We start from the raw sequence: 23,822 nt of genomic DNA, 5'->3' as shown, positions 1-23,822 counted from the left end.
TCGTCCATAGGCAACGAAGCCGCTCCGATGCGTCCGCAAGGTCGCCGTCGGGGCGGCTTTTTCTTTGTCCATCGCAGATGGGGAACCGACCATGTTGTTCGCATCACCAGGTATCGACACCGCCGCGCCGAAAGCCACCAGGATCGACCTGTTCAGCGCCACCACGCCGCAGATGCGCGCGTTCCACGTCACGTGGCTCGCGTTCTTCGTGTGCTTCTTCGCATGGTTCGCCGCCGCGCCGTTGATGCCGCTGATCAAGGCCGAGTTCGGCCTCAACAAGGATCAGATTGCCAACATCAACATCGCCGCGGTCGCGGTAACGATTCTGGTGCGGCTGGTGGTCGGGCCGCTCTGCGACCGGTTCGGCCCCCGGCGCACCTATACGTGGCTGCTGCTGATCGGTGCGATCCCGGTGTTCGGGCTGGCGTTCGCGCAGACCTACGAGACGTTCCTGTTCTTCCGCCTCGCGATCGGTGCGATCGGCGCATCGTTCGTGATCACGCAATATCATACCAGCGTAATGTTCGCGCCCAACGTAGTTGGTACCGCGAACGCGACCGTCGGCGGCTGGGGCAATGCCGGTGGCGGCGCGGCGCAGAGCCTGATGCCGCTGGTCGTCGCGGCGCTGGTCGGCCTAGGCGTCGAGCACGCGTTCGGCTGGCGCGCGGCGATGTTCGTGCCGGGTGTCGCGATGGTCGCGATGGCGTTCGTCTACGCGCGCTACACGCAGGATACGCCGCAGGGCGACATCGTCGACCTCCGCGCCGCGGGCATCGAACTCGACGGCGGCAAGGCTACGGGCATGGCGATCTTCCGCCGCGCCGCCGCCAATTACCGCACCTGGATGCTGGCTGCGACCTATGGCGCGTGCTTCGGGGTTGAGATCTTCATCCACAACATCGCGGCGAGTTACTACGTCGATCGGTTCGGGCTTTCGCTGACCAACGCGGGACTGGCAGCAGGGATCTTCGGTGGCCTCGCGCTGTTCGCCCGTGCGCTCGGCGGGATCGCGAGCGACCGGATCGCGCTCAGCAAAGGCCTAGATGGCCGCGCGCTGCTGTTGTCCGCGCTGATGCTCGGTGAAGGCGTCGGGCTGGTGCTGTTCGGTCATGCCGGCAGCGTCACGCTCGCGATCCTGGCGATGACGATGTTCGGGCTGTTCACGCACATGGCGTGCGGCGCGACCTATGCGCTGGTGCCGTTCATCGACCGCAAGGCGCTGGGCGGTGTTGCCGGGCTGATCGGGGCGGGCGGCAACATCGGCGCGGTCGCGGCGGGGTTCCTCAACAAGGCGTCGGCGACCCCGCAGCAATGCCTCATCGTGCTCGGCTACGTCGTCGCAGGCACCGCGGTCTGCGCGCTAGCCGTCCGCTTCTCCGCCACGCACAAATCGAACGAGCGCGCGCTACTCGACGCGGCGCTCGACGCACGCCGCACCAGCGACCGCTCGGTCAACGGCGCGCTCCCCGCATGACCCTCCCTTCCCCGGCTCCAACCCGACTGGACGATCTGATGGAACACCAAACCCCCTGCCCCGACACCCCCTTTTCCAAGCGGCGCGAGCACCTCGTCGTGATCGGCAACGGCATGGCCGGCTGTCGCGCGGTCGAGGAACTGATCGCACGCGACCCTACCCGGTACCGCGTGACGATCTTCGGCGCCGAGCCGCATGTGAATTACAACCGCATCATGCTGTCGCCGGTGCTGGCGGGCGAGAAGACGTTCGAGCAGATCGTCATCAACGATCACGCCTGGTACGCGACCAACACGATCGAACTCGTGACCAGCGACCCGGTGCAGGCGATCGACCGCGTGGCCAAGACCGTCACCGCGCGCTCCGGCCTGACGGTATCGTACGACCGGCTTCTGATCGCGACCGGCTCCGATCCGTTCATCATCCCCGTCCCCGGCAACGACCTGCCCGGCGTGATCTCGTTCCGCGACATGGCGGACGTCGACCACATGCTGGAGGCTGCGGGCAAGGGTGGAGCGGCGGTCGTCATCGGCGGCGGGCTGCTCGGGCTGGAGGCCGCACACGGGCTCACGCTGCGCGGGATGAAGGTCACGGTGATCCACCTGATGCCGACACTGATGGAGCGGCAGCTCGACGAGGCGGCGGGGTGGCTGCTCAAGTCGGCGCTGGAATCGCGCGGTCAGGTGATCCTCACCGAGGCGAACACCGCCGAGATCGTCGGCGATACCCACGTCGAGGGCGTGCTGCTGAAAGACGGCACGCTGATCCCCGCGAGCCTCGTCGTCATGGCGGTCGGCATCCGCCCGTCCGTCGCCTTAGCGCGCGACGCCGGTCTTGAGATCGGTCGCGGGATCAAGGTCGACGACCATATGGTCACCAGCGATCCATCGATCCTCGCGGTCGGCGAATGCGTCGAGCATGACGGCAACGTCTACGGCCTCGTCGCGCCGCTGTGGGACATGTGCCGCGCATTGGCCGACGGGTTGACCGACAGTCACAGCGGCTATCGCGGATCGGTGACCTCGACCAAGCTGAAGGTCGCCGGGCTCGACGTGTTCTCGGCGGGCGATTTCTCCGGCGGTACAGGCGCGGAGGACATCGTCCTGCGCGATGCGTCGCGCGGCATCTACAAGCGCGTCGTGGTCAAGGACGACCGGATCGTCGGCGCGGTGCTGTACGGCGATACCACCGACGGCGGCTGGTATTTCGACCTGCTCAAGCGGGCGGAAGACATCGCGCCGATCCGCGACATGCTGATCTTCGGCCAGTCGTTCGCCTCGGGAGGAGGCACCGCGGACCCTAAGGCGGCCGTTGCGGCGCTCTCCGACGATGCGGAGATTTGCGGCTGCAACGGCGTCACCAAGGGCAAGGTCGTAGCATGCATCGGCGCCGGCAACGCGACGCTCGACGCGGTCCGCGCGACCTGCAAGGCGTCGGCATCGTGCGGATCGTGTACCGGGCTGGTCGAGACGCTGCTCGCGGTCACGCTGGGCGACAAATATTCGGGCGAACGTTCGGTGAAGACGATGTGCAAATGCACCAGCTTCGGCCATGACGACGTCCGCCGCGAGATCGTCGCGCAGGGCATGCGCTCGATCCCCGAAGTCATGCAGAAGATGAGCTGGTCGACGCCGGACGGGTGTTCGTCGTGCCGGCCTGCTCTCAATTACTATCTGCTCTGCGCATTGCCGGGCGACTACAAGGACGACCAGCAGAGCCGCTACGTCAATGAGCGCGTGCACGCCAACATCCAGAAGGACGGCACCTATTCGGTCGTGCCGCGGATGTGGGGTGGGCTCACCAACCCGCGCGAGTTGCGCGCGATCGCCGATGTCGTCGAGAAATACGATGCGCCGATGGTCAAGGTGACGGGCGGCCAGCGGCTCGACATCTTCGGGATCAAGAAGGAGGATCTGCCCGCGGTCTGGGCCGATCTCAACGCCGCCGGGATGGTCAGCGGGCATGCGTACGGCAAGAGCTTGCGCACCGTGAAGACCTGCGTCGGCTCCGACTGGTGCCGGTTCGGGACGCAGGACTCGACCGGGCTCGGCGTGAAGGTCGAGCGGATGACCTGGGGCAGTTGGATGCCGCACAAGTTCAAGATCGCGGTCAGCGGCTGCCCGCGCAACTGCGCCGAGGCGACGATCAAGGATTTCGGTGTGGTCTGCGTCGACAGCGGCTACGAGCTGTCGGTCGGCGGCAATGGCGGGATCAAGGTCCGCGCCACCGACTTCCTGTGCAAGGTCGCGACCGAGGAGGAGGCGATGCATTATTGCGCCGCGTTCATCCAGTTGTACCGCGAGGAAGCGCGCTATCTGGAACGAACCGCGCCGTGGATCGAGCGGATCGGCGTCGAGTATATCCGCGAGCGGATCGCCGACGATCCGGAGGGCCGCGATGCGCTGGCGGCACGGTTCCTGTTCTCGCAGCAGTTTACGCAGGACGATCCGTGGGCGGCACGCGCGGCGGGGGAGCATCGTGAGCAGCATGCGCCGATGGCGCGGTTTACGCCTCTAGATGCAGCGCGAGAAATGGCATGATCGGCGAATGGCTCGATATCGGCTGGGTCGACGAGATCCCGGTCCGCGGCAGCCGCACGGTGCAGGTCACCGGCGGCGACGACATCGCGGTATTCCGTACGGGCGACGGCAAGGTCTTCGCGCTGGCGGATCGCTGTCCGCACAAGGGCGGGCGACTGTCGCAGGGGATAGTCCACGGCGGCGCGGTGGCATGCCCGCTGCACAACTGGCGGATCGCGCTGGATACGGGCGAGGCGCTGGGCGAGGACAAGGGGTGTACGCCAGTTATTCCGGTGAAGGTGTCGGGGGGCCGGGTGTTGCTCTGCCGCACCTCAACCATGAAAGCCGCCGCGTGATCCCGCCACTGCTCCCTCTCCCCTTTGGGGACAGGGTCGGGGTGAGGGGTCGGGGCGCGTACTGCCCTTCCCAACTGCCCCTCACCCAACCCTCTCCCCAAAGGGGAGATGGCTAATGGCGCCCGTTCGCACCACCTGCGCCTATTGCGGTGTCGGTTGCGGTATCCTTGCGACGCCGACTGGCGAACGCAGCGTCACTATAAAGGGCGACCCCGATCACCCCGCTAACTCAGGCAAGCTGTGTTCGAAGGGCACGCATCTCGGCGAGACGATCGGGCTCGAAGGTCGCCTGCTCACCCCGATGATCGGCCAGCGCCGCGCCTCCTGGGACAAGGCGCTCGACCTCGTCGCGAAACGTTTCCGCGACACGATCACGCAGCACGGTCCCAACAGCGTCGCCTTCTACGTTTCCGGGCAACTGCTCACCGAGGATTACTACGTCGCCAACAAGCTGATGAAGGGCTTCATCGGCTCGGCGAACATCGACACCAACTCGCGGCTCTGCATGGCCAGCGCGGTCGCCGGGCATATGCGCGCGTTCGGCGAGGATATCGTCCCCGCGAGCTACGACGATCTCGACGCCGCCGACCTGATCGTGCTGGTCGGATCGAACACCGCATGGTGCCACCCGATCGTCTATCAACGCATCCGTGCGCGCTGCGACGCGGGCGCGAAGCTGGTGGTGATCGACCCGCGCCGGACCGAGACCGCGGACGAGGCCAACCTGCATCTCGCGATCCGGCCCGGCACCGACGTCGCGCTGATGAATGGCTTGCTGGCGTGGTGTCGCGACGCGGGCGTGGTCGACTACGACTATCTCGCCGCACACGTCGCGACGCCCGACGATTTTTGGGACCAAGTCGGCGAGGGCGGAGATCTGTGGTCGGTGGCGCGCATTTGCGACGTCCCGCCGCAGGACCTTCGGCGCTTCTATGAACTGTTCGTCGCGACGCCGAAGACGGTGACGATGTTCAGCCAGGGCGTGAACCAGTCGCTGTCGGGTACCGATCAGGTCAATGCGATCACCAATCTGCACCTCGCCACTGGCCGCATCGGCAAGCTGGGTGCGGCTCCCTTCTCGATCACCGGCCAGCCCAACGCGATGGGCGGGCGCGAGGTCGGCGGGCTCGCTTCGTCACTCGCCGCGCACATGGACTTCGCGCCCGAGAACGTCGCGCGTGTCGGCCGGTTCTGGGCCGCGCCCAACATGGCGACCAAGCCGGGGTTGAAGGCGGTCGACCTGTTCCGCGAACTCGGCAACGGCTGGATCAAGGCGCTGTGGGTAATGGCGACCAACCCCGCGGTGTCGATGCCCGACGCCGGCCGCGTGCGCGAGGCGCTGGCCGGTTGCCCGTTCGTCGTCGTCTCCGACGTGATCAAGACGACCGACACTTCGGTCCACGCGCATGTCCGCCTGCCGGCCGCCGCGTGGGGCGAAAAGGACGGCACCGTCACCAATTCGGACCGCACGATCAGCCGCCAGCGCGCGTTCATGGCCGCGCCCGGCGAGGCGAAGTCGGATTGGTGGATCGTCTCCGAAGTCGGGCGGCGGATGGGGTGGAAGACCGCGTTCTCCTACGACCGTCCGGCCGAGATCTGGCGCGAGCATTGCCGGTTGTCGGCCTATGAAAACGACGGCACGCGGCTGTTCGCGCTTCCCGGTCATGCCGCTAAGGGCAATGCGGAATACGATGCGATGACGCCGTTCCGTTGGGGTGGCGCACCCTTCGCGGAGGGTCGGTTCTCGACACCCGATGGCCGTGCGCGCCTCGTGCCAGTGGCGCAAAAACCGGTTGCAGCACCGCTCGCCAAATGGCCGATGACGCTCAATACCGGGCGTTACCGCGACCAGTGGCATACGATGACCCGCACCGGCCTGTCGCCCAAGCTCGCGCGCCACCGCGAGGAACCGCTGGTTGAGATCCATCCCGACGACGCGGCCAGACTGGGAGTCGTCGATGGTGGCTTGGCCCGCGTGACGACGCCGCAGGGCGACACACTGTTCCGCGCGACCGTCGTCGCGACGCAGCGGGCGGGCGAACTGTTCGTGCCGATCCACTGGACTGACCGCACCGCCACCGGCGGCCGCGCCGGGCTGCTGCCTCGCCCGCTTGCCGATCCGATATCGGGCCAGCCGGGGTTCAAATCGACCCCCGTGCGGATCGAGCCGGTAGCGACCGAGTGGCGCGGCTTCGTCGTTGTCCGCGGCGAACTGACGCGCCGCCCGGACTGCCTCTGGGCGGCGCGCGTCGCGGTACCGGGTGGAACGGCGTGGGACATGGCAGGCAACGGCGCCGACGCCGCACTCGACGCGCTACTGCCCAAGGGGCAACGGATCGAGGCGGTCGATGCGGCTCGGGGCTCGCGCCGGATCGCGATATTGGAGAGCGGCAGGCTCGCCGCCGTCCTCTTCGTCACCCGCGACGGCATGCTCCCGCCCCGCGACTGGCTCGTCGCGCAACTGAGCGAGACCATCGCGGCGCCGACCCTGCTCGCCGGCCGCGCGCCGGGCGTTCAGGTCGATCGCGGGCCGATCGTCTGCGCGTGCTTCGACGTCGGGCTGAAGACCATCCTCGCTGCGATCGCCGACCAGCATCTCGCCGACGTCCCGGCGATCGGGGCTGCGTTGAAGGCCGGCACCAATTGCGGATCGTGCCGCCCTGCCCTCGCCAAGCTTCTCGTCACCAAAGGATCAGCTCATGTCGCATGATTTCCCGCCCGGTTCGGTCTGGCTGGTCGGTGCCGGCCCCGGCGATCCCGACCTTCTCACGCGCAAGGCCGAGCGGCTGATCGCGGCAGCGGACGTCGTGTTTTACGACGCCCTGGTCGGTGCGGGCATTCTGGCGCTTATTCCTGACGACACGGAGCGCGTGAGCGTCGGCAAGCGATCTGGCCGCCATTCGAAGGACCAGGTCTCGATCAACGTCTTGCTCGCCAGGGCAGCGCTCGCAGGCAAGCGCGTCGTGCGGCTCAAGGGCGGCGACCCCTCGATCTTCGGCCGCTCGACCGAGGAAATGGAACATCTCGCGGCCAACGACATAGCGGTGAAGATATGCCCCGGCATCACCGCCGCTAGCGCCGCCGCAGCATCGGGTGGCGCCTCGCTGACGCTCCGCGGCCTCGCACGCAAACTCACCTTCGTTACCGCCCACGCCCGCGCCGGCGAAGCGCTCGACCTCGACTGGACCGCCCTCGCGGCGCCCGATGCCACGCTCGCCATCTACATGGGCCGCGCGGCCGCCGGCGAGATCGCGCGCAACCTGATCGCAGCCGGTCGGGCGCCCGACACCGCGGTAATGGTCGCGGTCAACGTCTCTCTCCCCGACGAACGCATCATCCGAGGCCGATTGTCCGCGCTCGCCTTCCTGGTCGAGACGATAAGCGATAGCGATCCATCGCTGCTGCTGATCGGCGAAGCCGTCGCCGCGGCACGCGACGAACGTACGGGGTATTCCGGCTTGCTATCAACGGTGGCAGATCGTGCGGATCAAATCTTGCCCGAGGGCAGTTTGCACTGAGAACTGACGATCTCTCTTGGCGACTGGCACTTCCGGAATTGGGGGATCTATCACGAGCCGGCGTAGTACTCTGCTTCCTGCTCGGCAGGTGGTTGGAGTATGTGCTCCCGGTGGGTTGGGTAGCACTGACCCACAAGCGGACGCTCAGGCCGCCCTGCTCGCTTCCCAGCTTCGGTCGTTCATTCAGTGTCAATTGTTGGCCCAAAATTTTTATAGGCCATCAGTAACGACCGCTTGCCGCATAGTCTTTCCTAGGAAACCGGCCGCAGTCGAAAAGCGATCGCGAACCTGGTATGTCCCGGGTGCGATGTCAGTGTCACCTGCGTAGCGTGCGCTTCGGCAACCTGCGCTACGATCGCGAGGCCGAGACCGCTGCTACCTGCCGAACGGTCCCGTTTCCAGAACCGATGGAAGATCGCCGCATGGTCCTGTTCGCGGATCCCGGGGCCGTCGTCGCAGACGGCCAGCGTCCCGTCCGTGCCGACCGAAACGTCGATCCTGCTGCTGGTACCGCTATGCTTGACCGCATTCTCCAACAGGCACCCCAGCGCCTTGGCGATCCAGGCCGCGTGCCCCGCGACCATCACGCTGTCCGCACCGGGTGACAACGCGATCGACTTGTCCGAGCGGAAGGCCAGCGGTGCGATCGATGCCACGCCGTCCGTCGCGATCTGGACGAGATCGACCGATGCTGCGGTATCCAGTGCCACGGTCTCCAACTCGGCGAGTTCCAAGACCTGCTCGACGATCCGGCCGAGCGCGTCCAGGTCGCTGCAAAGCCTTGCCCGCAACGCCGCGTCGTCGACCGCCTCGACACGCAGCCGGGCGACGGCGATCGGCGTACGTAGCTCGTGGGCGGCATCGGCGATGAAATCGCGTTGCATGCGGTAACTCGACGTCAGCCGTTCGAGCAGCGCGTTGACGGCTAGCGCGAGCGGGCGAACTTCGGCAGGAAGCCGCTCGTCATGCAATCGAAGATCAAGCGGCACGCCTTCCGCGGTCTCCAGCGAAGCCGACGCCCTACGCACTGGCAAAACCGCGCGGCGGATGATCAGCACGTCGATCGCGAGCAATAGCAACAGCAGCGGCGCCACGATCGCCATTCCGTAGAGCAGGAACTGCGCGAGCAGATCGTCGAGGATATAATCCGGATGCGTGAGGTTCTGGAGCACGGCGATCCACACCCGTTCGTTACCAACCTGAGCCGGGCTACTCGTCCCTGCATAGAAGGTGCGGCGCGACTGGCGACGAAAGAAGCTTTCCTCGTCCTCCAGCGGAATATCCGCGGTCGGCAGGACCATCTTTGACGCCGATTGGAACAGGACCGTGCCGCGTTGATCGAGAATGCGGAACGAGAAGCCTGCACTGGGCGCGAACACCGCCGCGCTGGTATTGTCCTGCGTCAACCGGAGCCGGCCGGTCCCGTCGTGCGATAGCGCCTGCCGCAAGGCTTGCGCGTGGACGTGGAGCGTCTGGTGCTGAATCCGCGCCGCGGTCGTGTCGAGGAACAGGTACACGCTGCCGGCGACCGCGATGGCAGTGATCAACACCGCGATCGCATGCCACCGCAGGATCTGCGCCATCAGCGACCGCGGCTGGCTTGTCATGCGGCACGCTCCATAATCATATACCCCACCCCGCGGACGGTGACGATCTCGACATCCGCCTCGGCCAACGTCAGCCGCCTTCGCAACCGGTGGATATACACCTCGACCGCATTCGAGCCGAGATCGTCAGCGAGCCCGAACAGCAGTTGCTCGATATGCGCCTTCGTCACGACCCGGCTCGACCGGCGGATCAGCGCGGCGAGCACCTCCAGTTCGCGCGCGGACAGCACCGTCGGCACGCCGCCGATCGCAACCTCGCGCGTGGCGGGATCGAAGCTTACATTGCCGCAATCGATCGTCCGATCGACAATCGTCCCGCTACGCCGGAGCAGCGCCTGGATCCGGGCGAGCAGTTCCTCGGGCGCGAACGGCTTGGCGAGATAATCGTCGGCGCCCGCTTCGAGACCCGTCACCCGGTGTGCGACGCTCGCCCGTGCGGTCAGGGCGATCACCGGCGTGCGATCGTCCCGCTCGCGCATCGCACGCACGACCGATAGCCCATCGGCATCCGGGAGTCCCAGATCGAGGATAACGACGGCGTAGCGCGTGTAGGACAGCACGATCAGCGCATCCTCGGCCGTGGTCGTGCAATCTGACGCATAGCCCGCCGTATCGAGCAGACGGACCAGCATCGTGACCAGCTCGGCATGGTCCTCAACGATCAGGATTCTCATCGCTCGGCCCGGCTCTGGGCGCGCCGATTGCGCGGCGCTTCACGGGGCGATCGGTCTGTAAGGCTCACGTAAGCCAGGCCGCGTAGCCCGGTCGATCCACGATCCAGATCTTGATCCCAATCGATGTCGCACGATGCGCCCTCAGCAAAAATCAGAGTGTCTCCATGTTCGATACCCTTCGCCCGTTCCGGCGACCCGCTACGCTTTCCGCCCCGGCGATATTCGATGTGCCACGACGGGTCGCGCTGTTTTCCGGCAACTACAACTATCTTCGCGACGGCGCCAACCAGGCGCTGAACCGCTTGGTGGCGTATCTCGAACGCCGCGGCACCGACGTCCGGGTCTATTCGCCGACCTCGGATACGCCGGCGTTCGAGCCTGCGGGAACGCTCGTTTCTGTTCCGTCGGTGCGCATCCCGGGTCGCGGCGAGTATCGACTGGGCCTGGGATTGTCCGCTGAACTGCGTCGCGACGTGCAGGCATTCCGGCCCGATATCGTCCATGTGTCCGCTCCGGACTGGACCGGCGTCGCAGCACAGCGGCTCGCGAGGACGATCGATGTTCCGGTCGTTGCCAGCCTCCATACGCGGTTCGAGACCTATGCGCAGTTTTATGGCGCAGGGCTGATCCGGCCGGCGATGGAGCGACACCTCGATCGCTTCTACCGGAGCAGCGACATGATCCTCGTTCCGACCGCGCCAATTGCGGACGAATTCGCCGAGCAGGGCTTTGCCGACCGCACGCGCCTATGGGGGCGCGGCGTCGACCGCGACCAGTTCTCGGGCCGCCATCGCAATCTCGCCTGGCGGCGATCGCACGGCTTCCAGGACGACGACGTGGTCGTCCTCTTCTTCGGCCGCCTCGTTCGCGAGAAGGGCACCGCATTGTTCGCCGATATCGTCGACCGGATCACCACCTCGGGCGTCGCGATCCGGCCGCTGATCGTCGGCGACGGTCCCGAACGCCGCTGGCTCGCGAAGCGACTGGCGAATGCGCGGCTGACCGGCAGCCTGTCGGGCGACGAGCTCGGCCGCGCGGTCGCCAGCGCGGACATCTTCGTCAACCCGAGCATCACCGAAGCGTTCGGAAACGTCACGCTGGAGGCGATGGCGTCGGGCCTGCCCAGCGTGTGCGTCGACATCCCGAGCGGCCGCAACCTCCTGCGCAAGGGAACGGGCATGTTCTACGCCCCCGACGATATCGACGGCGCGGTCGCGGCCGTCCGCCGCCTCGCGGTCTTCTCCGATCTGCGGTCGACCATGGCGCGCGCCGCGCGTGCCGCGAGCGAAGAGTATAGCTGGGACAAGGCGTCGAAGATGGTCATGGACGCGTATCGCGCGCTCCTGAACCAGGAGCATGGGGAGACCGTACCGACTGCCAGGCCGCTGACCCGGTCGATCTCGGGCTGACCACGGTGATCGCACGGTGGCGTGGTCCGGCATGGTCGGGGTTGCGTCGCGCTACCTCCTCGCGGTCGGTTCGTACCGGCGTTGCCGTGGTGGCGATGCTCGCGATCGTCGGCATCGCCGTGTCGGCGTTGTCGCACCTGCTGGACGGCGTCAATGGGAGCGACATCCGCACGGCCTTGTCGCGGATCAATTGGCCACGCCTGTTCGCCGCCGCTGTCGTGACCGCGATCAGCTACGGGGTACTGACCGGATATGACGTGGTCGCGCTGCGGATCGTTGGGAAGCGCGTCCGCTATACGCGCGCGGCACTCGCGTCGTTCACCAGCTATGTCTTCAGCCACAATTTTGGGTTCGCGCTGCTGACCGGCGGCACCGCGCGATTGCGGATCTACCAGCCGGCGGGCCTGACGATCGGCGAAGTAGCGCATATCATGGTTCTGACTGGCGTAACCTTCTGGTCCGGCGTCCTGCTATTGCTGGGGTTCGGACTGATCGTCCAGCCAGGGACGGTGGCTGTCGCCGGCGTAGCGCTGTCCTATCCAGTGCACGCTGCGATCGGCGGGTCGAGCTTTGCCATTCTCGCTGCGGTTCTGGTTGGACTGAAACGTCGCGCAGGACGGACGCTCGTCCTATTCGGCCGCTCCATACCGCTGCCCAGCGTGTCGCAGGCGCTCGCTCAGATCATGCTGGCGAGTGTCGACATCGTTTTGGCAGCCACCGCGTTGTTCGTGCTGCTGCCGGGTGCGGAGGCAACGCTTTTTCCCGCCCTGCTGCTCGGGTATCTCGTCGCGATCGTCACCGGTCTCATTACGCACGCGCCCGGCGGGGTCGGCGTGTTCGAGGCGGTGATGCTCGTCAGCCTGCCCGATATCGACCGCGCAAGCCTGTTCGCCGCATTGCTCGCCTATCGCGTGGTCTATTACCTGATCCCGCTGGCGATCGGCATGCTGCTGTTCGGCATCCATGAGCTACGCGGCGCACGTGTAAGGTCCGCGTAAGTCGGAGACGCGATGAGGGCGTGTCCATCTGCTCGGTCTATCGGAACCCTCACATGTCCATTCGCGCCCTGTTCTGCGCATCGGTCGTCCTCGGTGTAGTCGTCGCCACCGGCGCGGACGCGCAATCGGCGATACCAACGTCAATTCCGGGCGCGACGTCCGCTGCGATCCCCGCCATTCCCGAACCGATGATCTTCGACATGGTGCGCCCGCTTGGCGCCCGTCGCGGCGAACTCGAAGTCAACGCGCTCGCGCAGGTCAATCTCAGCGGCCCCGGCCGGCATGTCGAATGGGCACCGGAAGTCGAATACGCCGTTGCCGACGGCTTCGCGGTCGAGATCGAACTGCCGTTCACCAATAGTCGCCCGACCGATTACAAGATCGGCCTGCAAGGCACATTCGGCACGTTCCGCGGCGGCCGCAGCATCCACGGTGTCCAGTATCTGGGACTCCACAACCGCCGCGACGGCGGCTGGTCGAGCAGCCTGTTGTACCTGCTCGGCAACCGCTTCGGCGAGCGACTGAGTACGATGACGATGGTCGGCGCGGGCGACGTGACGCTCAAGAGCACGAAGGGTACCGGGCTGATCGTCAATCACACGACGTTCTGGGACGTCGGTCCAGACACCGTGCTTGGCTTCGAAGTGAACCGCCAGACGGGGGCGAGCCGGTATTGGCTGCTGATGCCGCAGTTGCACCGCGCGATCGGGCAGAAGGTGTCGGCGCAGATCGGCGCGGGTACCGAACGGAGCGCGACTGGTCCGTTCCGCCCAAGGGTCGGCTTACGCGTCATTCGCGAGTTCTGACATCTGGCTGGTTTTACGAGCGCTGGCCCGGCCGGTTTCAGACTGCCGTTGGGTCCGGCGAGCCTTGAGCAGATCCTGTCGCGAGAGGATGCCGACAACCTGTCGCGTATCGCGCGCGACGATCGGCACGCGTCCGACACCGGATTCGACCATCATGTCGGCCACGACTCCGATCGGCGTATCGGGATACGCGACGAGCAGCGAAGCGTCCGACAAGGTCTCGGTCAGCGATACGTCGGTGCCCGGTTGCATAGTCCGCCAGCGCAACGCGTCGGTCCGCGACACGAGGCCAAGTATGCGACCCGCATCGTCGACGACCGGATAGCTCCGATGTTCGGCGCGATCCGCGAAAAAAATCGCCGCGTCTGCGGTCGTCATCGAACCCGGCAGCGTCGCGGGCGCGCGTGACATCAACTGGTCCGCCTGCATCAGGTCGAGCGGATCGACGCTATATTCCTGCAGGATATGCCGGCCGCGGCGTGCGATCTTCTCGGTCAGGATCGACCGCCGCATCAGCAATACGCTGACCGCATAGGCCGCCGCTGCCGCTGCAATGGTCAGCGGCAAGGCATCGAAATGCCGCGTCAGTTCGGCCGCGAACAGCGCCCCGGTGATCGGCGCCCGCATCGCCCCGCTCATGATCCCGGCCATGCCAATCATCGCCCAGAACCCAGGACCGCCGGGCAGGACCTGCCCGGTCAGCGCGCCCGCGGCGCCACCAAGGATCAGCAACGGCGCGAGGATGCCGCCCGACGTTCCCGATCCCAGGGCAACCAGCCAGACGACCGCCTTTACGACCAGCAGCGCGAGGATGACACGCACCGCGAGGGACCCGTCGAGTAGCGCCTGGATATTGGGATAGCCGGCCCCCAGGACATGCGCGTCGACCAGTCCGCCAAGTCCGACGACGACCCCGCCGATTGCAGGCCACCACATCCAATGCACCGGCAGGCGATGAAACGCGTCCTCAACCGCATACAGCGCGACCGACAGCGCCGCTGCCAGCACGCCGGTGACGAGGCCTACTCCTGCGGCCATCGCGAGCGGCCAGGCGCCGGACGGGGTCGTGCTCGGGAACGGGAACATCGCACCGCCGTCGAGCAGCACCGGCCGCCACGCGAACGCGACCAGGACGGCGACCACGACCGGTACGAAACTGCGCGGCTTCCATTCGAACAGCAGCACCTCGATCGCCAGCAGGATTGCCGCGAGCGGAGTTCCGAAGATCGCGGTCATGCCCGCCGCCGCGCCCGCGACGAGCAGTGTCTTGCGCTCGGCGGCACTCATGTGGAAGCGTTGCGCGAACAGCGATCCGATCGCCCCGCCGGTCATGATGATCGGCCCTTCCGCCCCGAACGGCCCGCCACTGCCGATAGATACCGCGGCGGATAGCGGCTTGAGCAGAGCGACCTTGGCCGACATCCGGCTTTCGCCGAACAGGATCGTCTCGATCGCCTCGGGTATGCCATGCCCCCGGATCTTGTCGGAGCCGTAGCGCGCCATCAGGCCGATGATGAGACCGCCAATAACGGGAATGGCGACCATCCACGGCCCGACGAGCGTGTCGACGATTGCGGCTGACCGCGTGGAAAGTCGACCGAACCAGAAGAGGTTGGTCGCGAGCGCGATGAGTTTGATGAGCATCCATGCCGCAAGCGCCCCGCCGGTCCCGACGACGATCGCCATCGCCGCCAGCATCAGCATCCGCCGGTCGGCGCTATGGTCCGCGAGCTGGTGGTTTTCGATTGCTCGTACCGCTGCGATCATGATGAGAGTCTTTCGCCTCCGAGGAAGGCAGGCGATTATATCGTAGTGCGATATATATCAACACGGGCTGATTGCGATGAGTGATACGGACGCATTGAATGACGCCGATTACCAGGCACTGGCGGATTTTCGCCATGCGCTGCGGCTGTTCACGACCTTCAGTGAGACTGCGGCGGCGGCGGCTGGGCTTGCGCCGCAACAGCATCAGGCGCTGCTCGCGATCCGGGCCGCGCCGGTCGACGACATCACGATCGGCTATGTCGCGACGCGGCTCGTCCTCAAGCCGCACAGTGCCTCGGGACTGATCGACCGGTTGGAGGCGTCGAACCTCGTCGTCCGCTATAATTCCGATGGCGACAAGCGCCGCTCGCTCCTGCGCCTGACACCCGAGGGAGAAACCATGCTCGAGGGCCTGTCGTCGGTCCACCGCGACGAGATCGCCCGCCTCCGCCCCATGCTTACGGAGATGCTCGATCGATTTGGGTGAAACATCGATATCGGCCGGGAAGGTTCTGTCGTAACGCGATCTAAAATGCCAGGTAACGCAAACGCGGATGGCTGGCTGTTGCGCAAAGAAGCGCTGGGTAACGAGGGGGGAATTCGAACGATGGTGACCGGTAGGCGGGGTCTTTGGGCCTTCGTGGTCGGCTGTATCGGGGTGACGATCGGGGTCGCGCTTCATCTGCCGATGTTCCTGATGGCCCGCAGCATGGGCTACCGGATGGCCGGCATGCCGATGGACGTCGGCATGCTGATCGGCATGGCGCTGATCGTCGGCGGGACCGGCCTCGCCGCCTATGGGTTGCTGCCGGGCGATGCGATGCGGTTGCGGCGGCAATTGACGCATATGACCGTCACCGGGCTGCAGGATGCACCGTTGCGCGCATCGCACTGGGTCATGATGGGCGCACTGATCGTGGCGTTGGTGATCGACGTCATGAAGCCCGCCGCGCTTGGCTTCACCCTGTCGGGCATGACGAGCGAATATGGCGTGTCGCGTGCCACCGCCTCGCTGGTGCCGTTTGCAGCGCTGTCGGGGACGGTCGCGGGATCGATCCTGTGGGGCTTCGTTGCGGACATATACGGGCGCAAGGCGTCGATCCTGCTCTCGGCGGTGATGTTCGTCGGCACGTCGATCTGCGGCGCGATGCCGAGCCTCGCCTGGAACATCGCCATGTGTTTCATGATGGGCGCGGCCGCCGGCGGAATGCTGCCGGTCACCTATGCGCTGCTTGCGGAGATGATGCCGAACCGACACCGCGGCTGGAGCCTCGTGCTCATCGGCGGCCTGGGCGCGGCGGGAGGCTATTTCGCTGCCAGTGGCCTGTCGGCGCTCCTCCAACCGATCTTCGGCTGGAGGATCCTCTGGCTGGCCAATCTGCCGACCGGACTGCTGCTGATCCTTCTTGGTCGGCTGATACCGGAATCGCCACGGTTCCTGGTCGTTCAGGGGCGCACGCACGAGGCGGAGATGGTGCTCGCGCGCTTCGGTGGCGGGCGCGTGACGAGGCAGGACGCGCTGTCGAATGATGGGGCGGACGTTGCGGCACGGCCGACCCTGCGCAACGCTGGAGCACTCGTCGCCTTCAGCATCGCCGCGCTGGCCTGGGGCTGCGCGAATTTCGGCCTATTGCTGTGGCTGCCCGCCGACCTCGTCGCTCGCGGTTATAGCGTCGGCGTGGCTAGCGGACTGCTCGCCAAGGCCTCGCTGATCGCGGTCCCCACGATCTTCGTCGCGGCGCTGCTCTACAGCCGCTGGAGCAGCAAGGGTGCGCTCGTCGCGGCCATCGCGATGCTCGCCTTGGGACTCATCGGAGTATTGTGGGTCGAGCGGCAGTCCGGCATCGTCAGCCCCGTACTGCCGGTCGCCGCACTGATCGTCGGCGTGAACGCCATCATCGCCATCTTGTTGCCCTACGTCGCTGAGAGCTTCCCGGCGCGCATTCGGGGGCGCGCCACGGGATGGGTGGCGGCCTGTTCCAAAGCCGGTGGCCTGGGCGCACAAGGGCTCGCGATCGCGGGCGCGGTCCCGCCGCTGGCGACGGTAGCGGGCTTAGTTCTGGTACCGACGGCCGCCTCTCTCGTGCTCGTGGCGTGGCTGGGTCGCGAAACGAAAGGACGAGATGTCGACGTTATCTAGTCAGCGATCTAAATGTACAATTCGCTGCGTGAAGCAAATGACGGCGTCTGACGACCTCAGACTTAACCAGCGCATTCGTGGTTAGCGTCTTCGAACTGCCAAACCTAAAACCGGGTTATACCAACTACAGAGACCCAGAACCAGCCATTCAGCGCTATGACGCCGTTTCCCAACTCCGGTCGTTCGTTCACTCTCGGGCAGGCGTGACGGCCGGTGCCCCCCTATGTCATTCTCGCATATAGATCGGAGACGGCGCGCGCACCGTCGTCTTGCCTTCCAAGACGTCGGAGTGAATGCAGGACGCACGAGCATCCCACGTTGAGATTCCACGCCGACCTACTATGGTAACCGACATATGGATTGGGTGACTGAATGCGTCTTCAGCGATTAGAGTTGATCAACTTCCGCGGGTTCGAGCACCACACGGTGCAGCTCAACCCTGGCTTCAACCTGATCATCGGCGAAAATGGCGCGGGCAAGACATCCATCCTAGAAGCGATCGCAGTCGCCCTCGGTGGATGGCTGCAGAGTTTTCCTCGGACGGACCAGCGCCACATCCGTGCTCGCGACGTTCGGCGGGTGGAACAGAACGTCAGTGGCCGGTTTCGCGCACATCCGCAGTTTCCCGTAGTTGTGGATGCCATCGGCAGCGTACGCTTTGATAACCTGCTCGGATTTGAGGAGTGGCAAACCGTCCGATGGCACAGGAGCTTGGAGAACGAGAAGGGCAGAACCACGAACGCCGGCACACGAGAGCTTAGATCCATCGCACGCCTCGCCTCAAGCGCGCTGCGTTCTTCCGGGGACGTGACCCTGCCGGTAGTCCGCTATTTCGGCGCGGGGCGGCTCTGGGAGTCCGTCCGAAGCACAGAGAATAAACGGAAGCAAACCAGGAGCCATATTGCCGAAACAGGCGGCCGCTCCGACGACTTCCGGGACCTCTCCGACCCCTTCTACGGCTACAGGATGAGCGTCGGTAAACGCGCAAATCCAGCCGATCTCATGCGCTGGATGGGTGAGGAGCGTCGGAACGAGTTGGACACCGACGAGGACTCAGACGCCCTTTTCCTAGTTTTCCAAGCCATACGCTCGCTACTGCCGGAGATCGCTGGCGTCCGTTACGACCTGCGCCGTTCCACCATGGTGCTGGAATACAAGGACCGGCCTGGCCTCGCTTTCGAGGACATGAGCGACGGCTACCGCAATGTCATAGCACTGGCCGCCGATCTCGCGATCAAGATGACAATGCTCAACCCGCACCTCGGTCCTGAAGCGTTGCTCCGCACTCCTGGCGTCGTCCTAATTGACGAGATCGATCTGCATCTCCATCCCACTTGGCAACGAAGGGTCTGCAACGACTTGCGGCGCACGTTCCCCGAAGTGCAGTTCATCTGCACCTCACACTCTCCTTTCATCGTCCAATCTCTTCGATCGGGCGAGGAACTCATCGTGCTTGACGGTGAGCCGACAAACCAGACCGCCAACCTCTCGCTCGAGGAAGTTGCCGAGGGGCTGATGGGAGTTCGACACGCTGAGACGGGTGAGCGCTACCGAACCATGAAGAACACGGCTCGTTCGCTCCTGGAGGACATGGACCGTCGCGATCTCTCAGAGCGGCAGCGCTTCTACGAGTTCAAGCGGCATTTGGCGGAGGCAACGGCGCCGTACGCCGACAATCCTGCATACCAGGCCTACCTTGAGATGAAGCTGTACGCCAAGGCGCCCCCAGGGGCAGAATGAGACCGGTCCAAAAGCAGCCGTCGCCTCAAACCGATCCCTTTGATCCTTATGAAACGGCGAAGAACCATCTGCTCGGAAGACTGGGGTCGTATTGCAGCTACTGCGAGCGCAAGATCGTCACGAATTTGGCGGTCGAGCACATCCAGCCCAAAGGCCTGCCTGCGTTCGCGCATCTTGAGACCGATTGGACGAACTTCCTGCTCGCCTGCGTGAACTGCAATTCTACGAAAGGGCATCAGCCCGTCCTGCTGGACGACGTCCTGTTGCCGGATCGCGACAACACCTTTCTAGCCTACGAGTACACGATCGATGGCAGGGTCCGCGTGACCCCGGGGCTGGCGCCTCCCCTAGCCACGAAGGCCCAGGCACTCCTCACTCTTACCGGGCTGGACAGGAAGTTAAACTCGGTACTGGACGAGAACGGCAAGCAGATCGTGGTGGACAGGGTCAGCGGGAGAGCCGAGATCATGGCTATTGCATTGGATCAGGTGGCAGAAATCGCCGCCGACCCTTCCAACCAGGGAGTAAAACGTTCCACGGTCAGGATGGCGAACGCAACAGGCGGCTTTAGCGTGTGGATGGCAGCCTTTGCGGGCGATGCGGATATGCAAGAGCGGCTCATCGACGCCTTCGCCGGAACTCGCGCCAGCGGTTGCTTCGGAACCGCGGGGCATACGACCGTCTCGCCGCACCCGAATACCGACGGGCTAAGCTCAGGTGGAAGAATCTAGCCGGCTCGGCTTGACCACTGACGAGCAGTGGCAGGCAGCCGATCTCGGCTCTCGATAAGCGGAGGCATCGTGCGCAGCAGCTCCTTTTCAGGAGCCGCCTAACCGTTCGTCCGTAACCCATCACCTTGAACAGCGGACCGCCTCGGGCGGCATCGGACCCAGAACCGGACGTTCACGCCCCTTCCCTCGCTTCCCAACTTCAGACGTTGGTTCATCTTTGCGAATGACCGATTTTGAAGCCCGTCTATCCGCTCGCGAATGTCATGATGGGAAGGAAATCGGACTGGCCGTTATTGGGTAGGCGGCCAGTGTTAGCAGACACTGCGTGGCGCAGCCGCTTTTCAGAAAAGGGCCGTTGATCGGGAGTCAAGTTGTCGCGCTATTACCTTGATGCGGGTAGCGGCGCTATCACACCGCTACTAACGGTTTTTACAGAATAGTACCGAACCTCACGGCCCCCACGAGATTTAGCGGTTTCCTGCTCATTTAGCATAACCGCTATCAGGTAGCAGCTTGTTGAGCGGGGGGTTCCCCCAATTATAGCGGTTGTGCAGCTGTTCTTCGTGACACCAATATGCGAAAAACCTCGGTCTGCCGCCATTTCAGACGCCTTGGTTATAAGTTTTTCGTATAACAATGAATTATCATATGGCTCTGACGTAATGTACGTTCTTATCTGGTTATTTGATTGATACGATCCGCCGACTTCGCCCTCTGATGGAAGTCCAAATCTTTTTCCGAGTAGGCCCGCAAGTTGTGCATTTGCACTGGTCGAAACTAATAACGCTACGATGCAAAATCCTAGAATATCTTTTCGCATCTGAATTCCCTAAATTAGATTTTAGATTCTGGAAATTGGACCAAAATTATCTAGGATTTGTAAATACTGGATGAGGTCGGGCGAACCGATCGGCCGCTTTCGACGGCAGGTATGGCCTGATTGAATGTCCATGTTTGGGCGTTAGCCACCGGTCTTGCCACCCGCGCGGGACTTTGCTGGATTGCAAACGCAAGGAGACTAGTGCGTGCATCTTACGTTTACAAAAGGCACTGGGAAGTACGATAATCTGCATATCGAGCGCAGCGGCTTACCCCTAGAGATGATTCAATGCCCGAAACAGGGCATCATCCCCCACGATATGATCCACTATGCGGTCGAGAGCGTCGTGCCGCATCGCGGCTTCCTTTCTTTGTTACGGGAAGGCCAGCCGGCGAGCTTCTCGCCCCAAGGCGATGAGGTGGCTGACGCGATCGAGCGGCTTGTCGAGACCTTCCAAGCCGAAATGTGGAGCGGAAGGGTCAGCGCCTCCGACGCCATCGCAATGTATGAGCATGGCTGTGCGGCCAGCGGGCATGCGGTCGCTCCCGTATCGACGCAAGAGATCGAGGCGATACGCGTCAGGATTGATGAGCTGAGCGCAGCTTGGTTCAACGTTCCAGAAAAGGGCAAGCTGACCGTTGGCTTTGACGGGGCGTTCACGCGTTCCGTTTAGTCCGGTGCTGTAGTGAGAAAGATCGTCCTGAACGAATGGCAGTTTCGGAAGCCCCGATACGGCATCCGAGCGTCTGATATTAGGCGAGCACGCCCTGCCTTACAGCTTCCGGCCAGACCCGCTTGCGGGGATTCGAGACGGCCTGGCGGCTTCCCCGTTTCTGCCATTCGTTCATGCAGATGGCCACGGCCTCATGAAAGCTAGATATTAACCGTGCCCGAGGGAGACTGTCCTTTGGATTAATGTCTTGAGGTCCCGCTATAGTGTCGTTCGTCGAGTCACCGCACATTTTCGGTAACGAAAGTCGCCGGCTGGCGTCTGTAGAGCGCTACGCGGTCTTCGGATCGCTTCCCGAAAACGATCTCGACAAGATCACGTGTCTGACTGCCGATGTTTTGCAAACTCCCATCTGCCTTCTCAGTATCGTCGGCGAAACTGATATTTGGCTTAAGTCGCAGGTCGGCATGGACATCGCCTCGCTTCCGCGGGCGGACTCATTCTGTCTGGCCGTGGTCGCGACTGGCACGCCCTTGGTCGTCCCCGACGCAGGCGCCGATTTGCGGTTTCGCGATCATCCCATAGTGCGTGATCTCGGGATGCGCTTTTACGCCGGGGCTCCGCTGACGGCGCCGGACGGTTTAAGCATCGGCACCTTGTGCGTGTTCGATCGAGCGCCCCGACCCAGCTTCGCCGGCAAAGACCTTTCGTTCCTACAGCAGGTCGCGGCGCTAGCCATGGACAGAATCGAGCGGCGCTTCGTCAATCGCATCTCGGATATCTTGGTGCCTTTCGCTCATGTGGCGCACCAGGCGCTGATCACGACGGACGCGGCGGGCCGCATCACCTTTTGGAATGAGGGCGCCGAGAGGATGTTCGGGTGCCCCCAGATTGAGGCGATCGGCTGCACCGTCGATATGATTGTTCCAGAACGGCTGCGCGCGGCGCACCGCGAAGGACTGGCGCGCGTGGCTTCCGGGGCGCCGTCGCATATGACCGGCCGGGCGGTCGAAGTACTGGCGAGGCGAAGCGATGGCTCGGAGTTTCCCGCAGAATTATCACTTTCGGTATGGCGCGGTCCCTACGGGGTTGGCATGGGCGCTCAGATCCAGGACATTTCCGAGCGGCGAGCCGGCGAGGAACGGCTCCACCATATGGCCAACCATGACGGGCTCACCGGTCTGCTAAACCGCCACAGTTTCCTTAAGCGGATCGAGGAACGGCTGGAACGCGACGGCAAGGCTGCGGTCTTCGTGCTCGATCTCGATGGCTTTAAAAACATCAACGATAGCCTTGGTCACGCGGTCGGCGACACTTTGCTACAGGCGCTCGCGCTGCGTCTGTCGGCGACCAGCGACCCGGCTGAAATCCTGGCGCGGCTTGGGGGCGACGAGTTCGCGACTCTGCTTCCCATCGAAATCGGTGTCGACGAAGTGGCGGTGCGGGCTAACGCCCTCATCGAGACAATCCGCCGCCCGTTTTCCGTGTCGGGCCACGAGTTGCATCTCTCGGGAAGCGTGGGCATTGCCATAGCGCCGCTCCATGCCGAGGACAGCGAGGAACTGCTCGTCCGCGCGGACCTTGCTTTATTTAAGGCGAAAAGCGAAGGCGGACGGCGCTATTGCCTGTTCGACACTGGTCTCGAAGATCAACTTGGAGCGGTGCGCGCCTTTCAGGATGAGTTGCGTTTCGCAATCAGCGAGCAGCAGTTCGAACTTCATTTCCAGCCACAAGTGCGGCTCGCAGATGGGGTGCTTATCGGTGCCGAAGCGCTCCTTCGCTGGAATCATCCGGTGCGCGGTCTTCTTCCTCCTGCGGCGTTTATCACCGTGCTCGAGACGCATCCGCTCGCTTATGAGATCGGCTGCTGGGTGCTTGATAAAAGCTGCCAGACCCTTGTGGCTTGGCGCAACCAGGGTCTCCCGCCGTTGCGCATGAGCGTGAACCTGTTCGCGGCACAGCTGCGTGCCGGGACGCTAAGCCAGGTGGTCGAGGCAGCGCTCGCTCGCCATGGCCTCGTGCCGGGCGATCTGGAGCTCGAAATAACTGAAACGATTGCGCTCCGGCATGACGACGAGGACCTGGCGCCATTGCGAAAGCTCCGTGAGCGTGGGGTCGGCATCGCGTTCGACGATTTCGGCACGGGCTTCGCGTCGCTCAGCACACTCAAGGACTTTCCGCTCACGCGCCTCAAAATCGATCGAAGCTTCGTACGCGACGTATGCAGCAATCGTCACAGCGCTGCGATCGTACGTGGGGTCATCACCATAGGCCACAGCCTCGGACTCGACGTTATCGCCGAGGGGATTGAGACAAAGGAGCAAATTGCCCGTCTGCGCGAATGGGGTTGCGCTTCTGGCCAAGGCTATTTCTACGGCAGGCCGGTATCGGCAAGCGACTTCGCCCGTCACTTTCTAGTAGATCCTCCAAGCGCCGAGACCTAGATCGCATCCTGATTTGAGGGTGCCGATCGATGCGGGCCGGCCAACGACCAACTGCTACACATTGCGCCGACCGCTGTTGTAAATTGGACATTAGCGCCGACAAGCAGCAATGCTGTTATCTCGCCGACCTGTGCGATGCCGCGGTGGCG

17 protein-coding genes are annotated in these 23,822 nt (G+C 64.2%); 14 read left to right on the top strand and 3 right to left on the bottom strand.

The window, feature by feature from the left end:
• The first annotated feature begins 91 nt into the window (after nucleotides 1-91).
• From O6W96_RS18495 to cobA, 5 genes are all read left to right on the top strand, one after another.
• Nucleotides 92-1,474 carry an MFS transporter gene (locus O6W96_RS18495; RefSeq protein WP_353470890.1) on the top strand — a complete coding sequence of 461 codons (1,383 nt, stop codon included), beginning with the start codon at nucleotides 92-94 and terminating at the stop codon, nucleotides 1,472-1,474.
• Nucleotides 1,475-1,512: 38 nt separating this feature from the next.
• A complete protein-coding gene (gene nirB / locus O6W96_RS18490) occupies nucleotides 1,513-4,014 on the top strand; it encodes a nitrite reductase large subunit NirB (RefSeq protein WP_353470889.1) in 2,502 nt (833 codons plus the stop codon).
• Nucleotides 4,011-4,349 (top strand): nitrite reductase small subunit NirD, encoded by a 339-nt coding sequence (nirD, locus tag O6W96_RS18485; RefSeq protein WP_175518279.1) that lies wholly within the window; start codon nucleotides 4,011-4,013, stop codon nucleotides 4,347-4,349. The genes nirB and nirD overlap by 4 nt, the downstream gene beginning before the upstream one ends.
• A gap of 115 nt (nucleotides 4,350-4,464) precedes the next feature.
• Nucleotides 4,465-7,059, top strand: coding sequence for a molybdopterin-dependent oxidoreductase (locus O6W96_RS18480; protein WP_353470888.1), 2,595 nt, complete (start codon nucleotides 4,465-4,467; stop codon nucleotides 7,057-7,059).
• A complete protein-coding gene (gene cobA, locus O6W96_RS18475; RefSeq protein WP_353470887.1) occupies nucleotides 7,049-7,867 on the top strand; it encodes a uroporphyrinogen-III C-methyltransferase in 819 nt (272 codons plus the stop codon). Before O6W96_RS18480 ends, cobA begins: the two co-directional genes overlap by 11 nt.
• A gap of 251 nt (nucleotides 7,868-8,118) precedes the next feature.
• Here the strand turns inward: cobA and O6W96_RS18470 are convergent, their stop codons facing one another.
• A complete protein-coding gene (locus O6W96_RS18470; RefSeq protein ID WP_056059973.1) occupies nucleotides 8,119-9,474 on the bottom strand; it encodes a sensor histidine kinase in 1,356 nt (451 codons plus the stop codon).
• Entirely contained in the window at nucleotides 9,471-10,148 is a 678-nt protein-coding gene (locus tag O6W96_RS18465) for a response regulator (protein ID WP_056059971.1), read from the bottom strand. Before O6W96_RS18465 ends, O6W96_RS18470 begins: the two co-directional genes overlap by 4 nt.
• 164 nt (nucleotides 10,149-10,312) lie before the next feature.
• On the opposite strand from O6W96_RS18465, the gene O6W96_RS18460 reads away from it, so the two are divergent.
• The 3 genes from O6W96_RS18460 to O6W96_RS18450 are packed head-to-tail and all read left to right on the top strand — an operon-like array spanning nucleotide 10,313 to nucleotide 13,361.
• Entirely contained in the window at nucleotides 10,313-11,557 is a 1,245-nt protein-coding gene (locus tag O6W96_RS18460) for a glycosyltransferase family 4 protein (protein WP_353470886.1), read from the top strand.
• 5 nt (nucleotides 11,558-11,562) lie between these two features.
• Complete coding sequence (locus O6W96_RS18455; RefSeq protein ID WP_192239493.1) at nucleotides 11,563-12,555, top strand: lysylphosphatidylglycerol synthase domain-containing protein; 993 nt, start codon at nucleotides 11,563-11,565, stop codon at nucleotides 12,553-12,555.
• A gap of 53 nt (nucleotides 12,556-12,608) precedes the next feature.
• The gene (locus tag O6W96_RS18450; protein WP_197983150.1) at nucleotides 12,609-13,361 is read left to right on the top strand and encodes a hypothetical protein; all 753 of its coding nucleotides are present in this window, start codon (nucleotides 12,609-12,611) and stop codon (nucleotides 13,359-13,361) included.
• Here O6W96_RS18450 and O6W96_RS18445 read toward each other — a convergent pair.
• The gene (locus O6W96_RS18445; protein WP_353470885.1) at nucleotides 13,338-15,128 is read right to left on the bottom strand and encodes a chloride channel protein; all 1,791 of its coding nucleotides are present in this window, start codon (nucleotides 15,126-15,128) and stop codon (nucleotides 13,338-13,340) included. The two genes, O6W96_RS18450 and O6W96_RS18445, sit on opposite strands and share 24 nt — an antisense overlap.
• Before the next feature lie 76 nt (nucleotides 15,129-15,204).
• Between O6W96_RS18445 and O6W96_RS18440 the strand changes: the two genes are divergently transcribed.
• The 6 genes from O6W96_RS18440 (at nucleotide 15,205) to O6W96_RS18415 (ending at nucleotide 23,673) form a co-directional block, all read left to right on the top strand.
• Complete coding sequence (locus O6W96_RS18440; RefSeq protein WP_353470884.1) at nucleotides 15,205-15,615, top strand: MarR family winged helix-turn-helix transcriptional regulator; 411 nt, start codon at nucleotides 15,205-15,207, stop codon at nucleotides 15,613-15,615.
• Between the two features lie 120 nt (nucleotides 15,616-15,735).
• On the top strand, nucleotides 15,736-17,268 hold the full coding sequence (locus O6W96_RS18435) for an MFS transporter (protein WP_353470883.1): 1,533 nt from the start codon (nucleotides 15,736-15,738) through the stop codon (nucleotides 17,266-17,268).
• A 372-nt stretch (nucleotides 17,269-17,640) separates the two neighbouring features.
• Complete coding sequence (locus tag O6W96_RS18430; protein WP_353470882.1) at nucleotides 17,641-19,008, top strand: AAA family ATPase; 1,368 nt, start codon at nucleotides 17,641-17,643, stop codon at nucleotides 19,006-19,008.
• Nucleotides 19,005-19,739 (top strand): HNH endonuclease, encoded by a 735-nt coding sequence (locus tag O6W96_RS18425; protein ID WP_353470881.1) that lies wholly within the window; start codon nucleotides 19,005-19,007, stop codon nucleotides 19,737-19,739. The genes O6W96_RS18430 and O6W96_RS18425 overlap by 4 nt, the downstream gene beginning before the upstream one ends.
• Nucleotides 19,740-20,764: 1,025 nt before the next feature.
• Complete coding sequence (locus tag O6W96_RS18420) at nucleotides 20,765-21,232, top strand: hypothetical protein (RefSeq protein WP_353470880.1); 468 nt, start codon at nucleotides 20,765-20,767, stop codon at nucleotides 21,230-21,232.
• A gap of 263 nt (nucleotides 21,233-21,495) precedes the next feature.
• Nucleotides 21,496-23,673: a putative bifunctional diguanylate cyclase/phosphodiesterase gene (locus O6W96_RS18415; protein ID WP_353470879.1), complete on the top strand. Its 2,178-nt coding sequence runs from the start codon at nucleotides 21,496-21,498 to the stop codon at nucleotides 23,671-23,673.
• Nucleotides 23,674-23,822 lie beyond the last annotated feature (149 nt).

Source organism: Sphingomonas faeni (assembly GCF_040407495.1).
GTDB classification, from domain to species: Bacteria; Pseudomonadota; Alphaproteobacteria; order Sphingomonadales; family Sphingomonadaceae; genus Sphingomonas; species Sphingomonas faeni_D.
The sequence above is the reverse complement of the archived record's forward strand: the minus strand, read 5'-3'. Positions and strand labels throughout refer to the sequence as shown.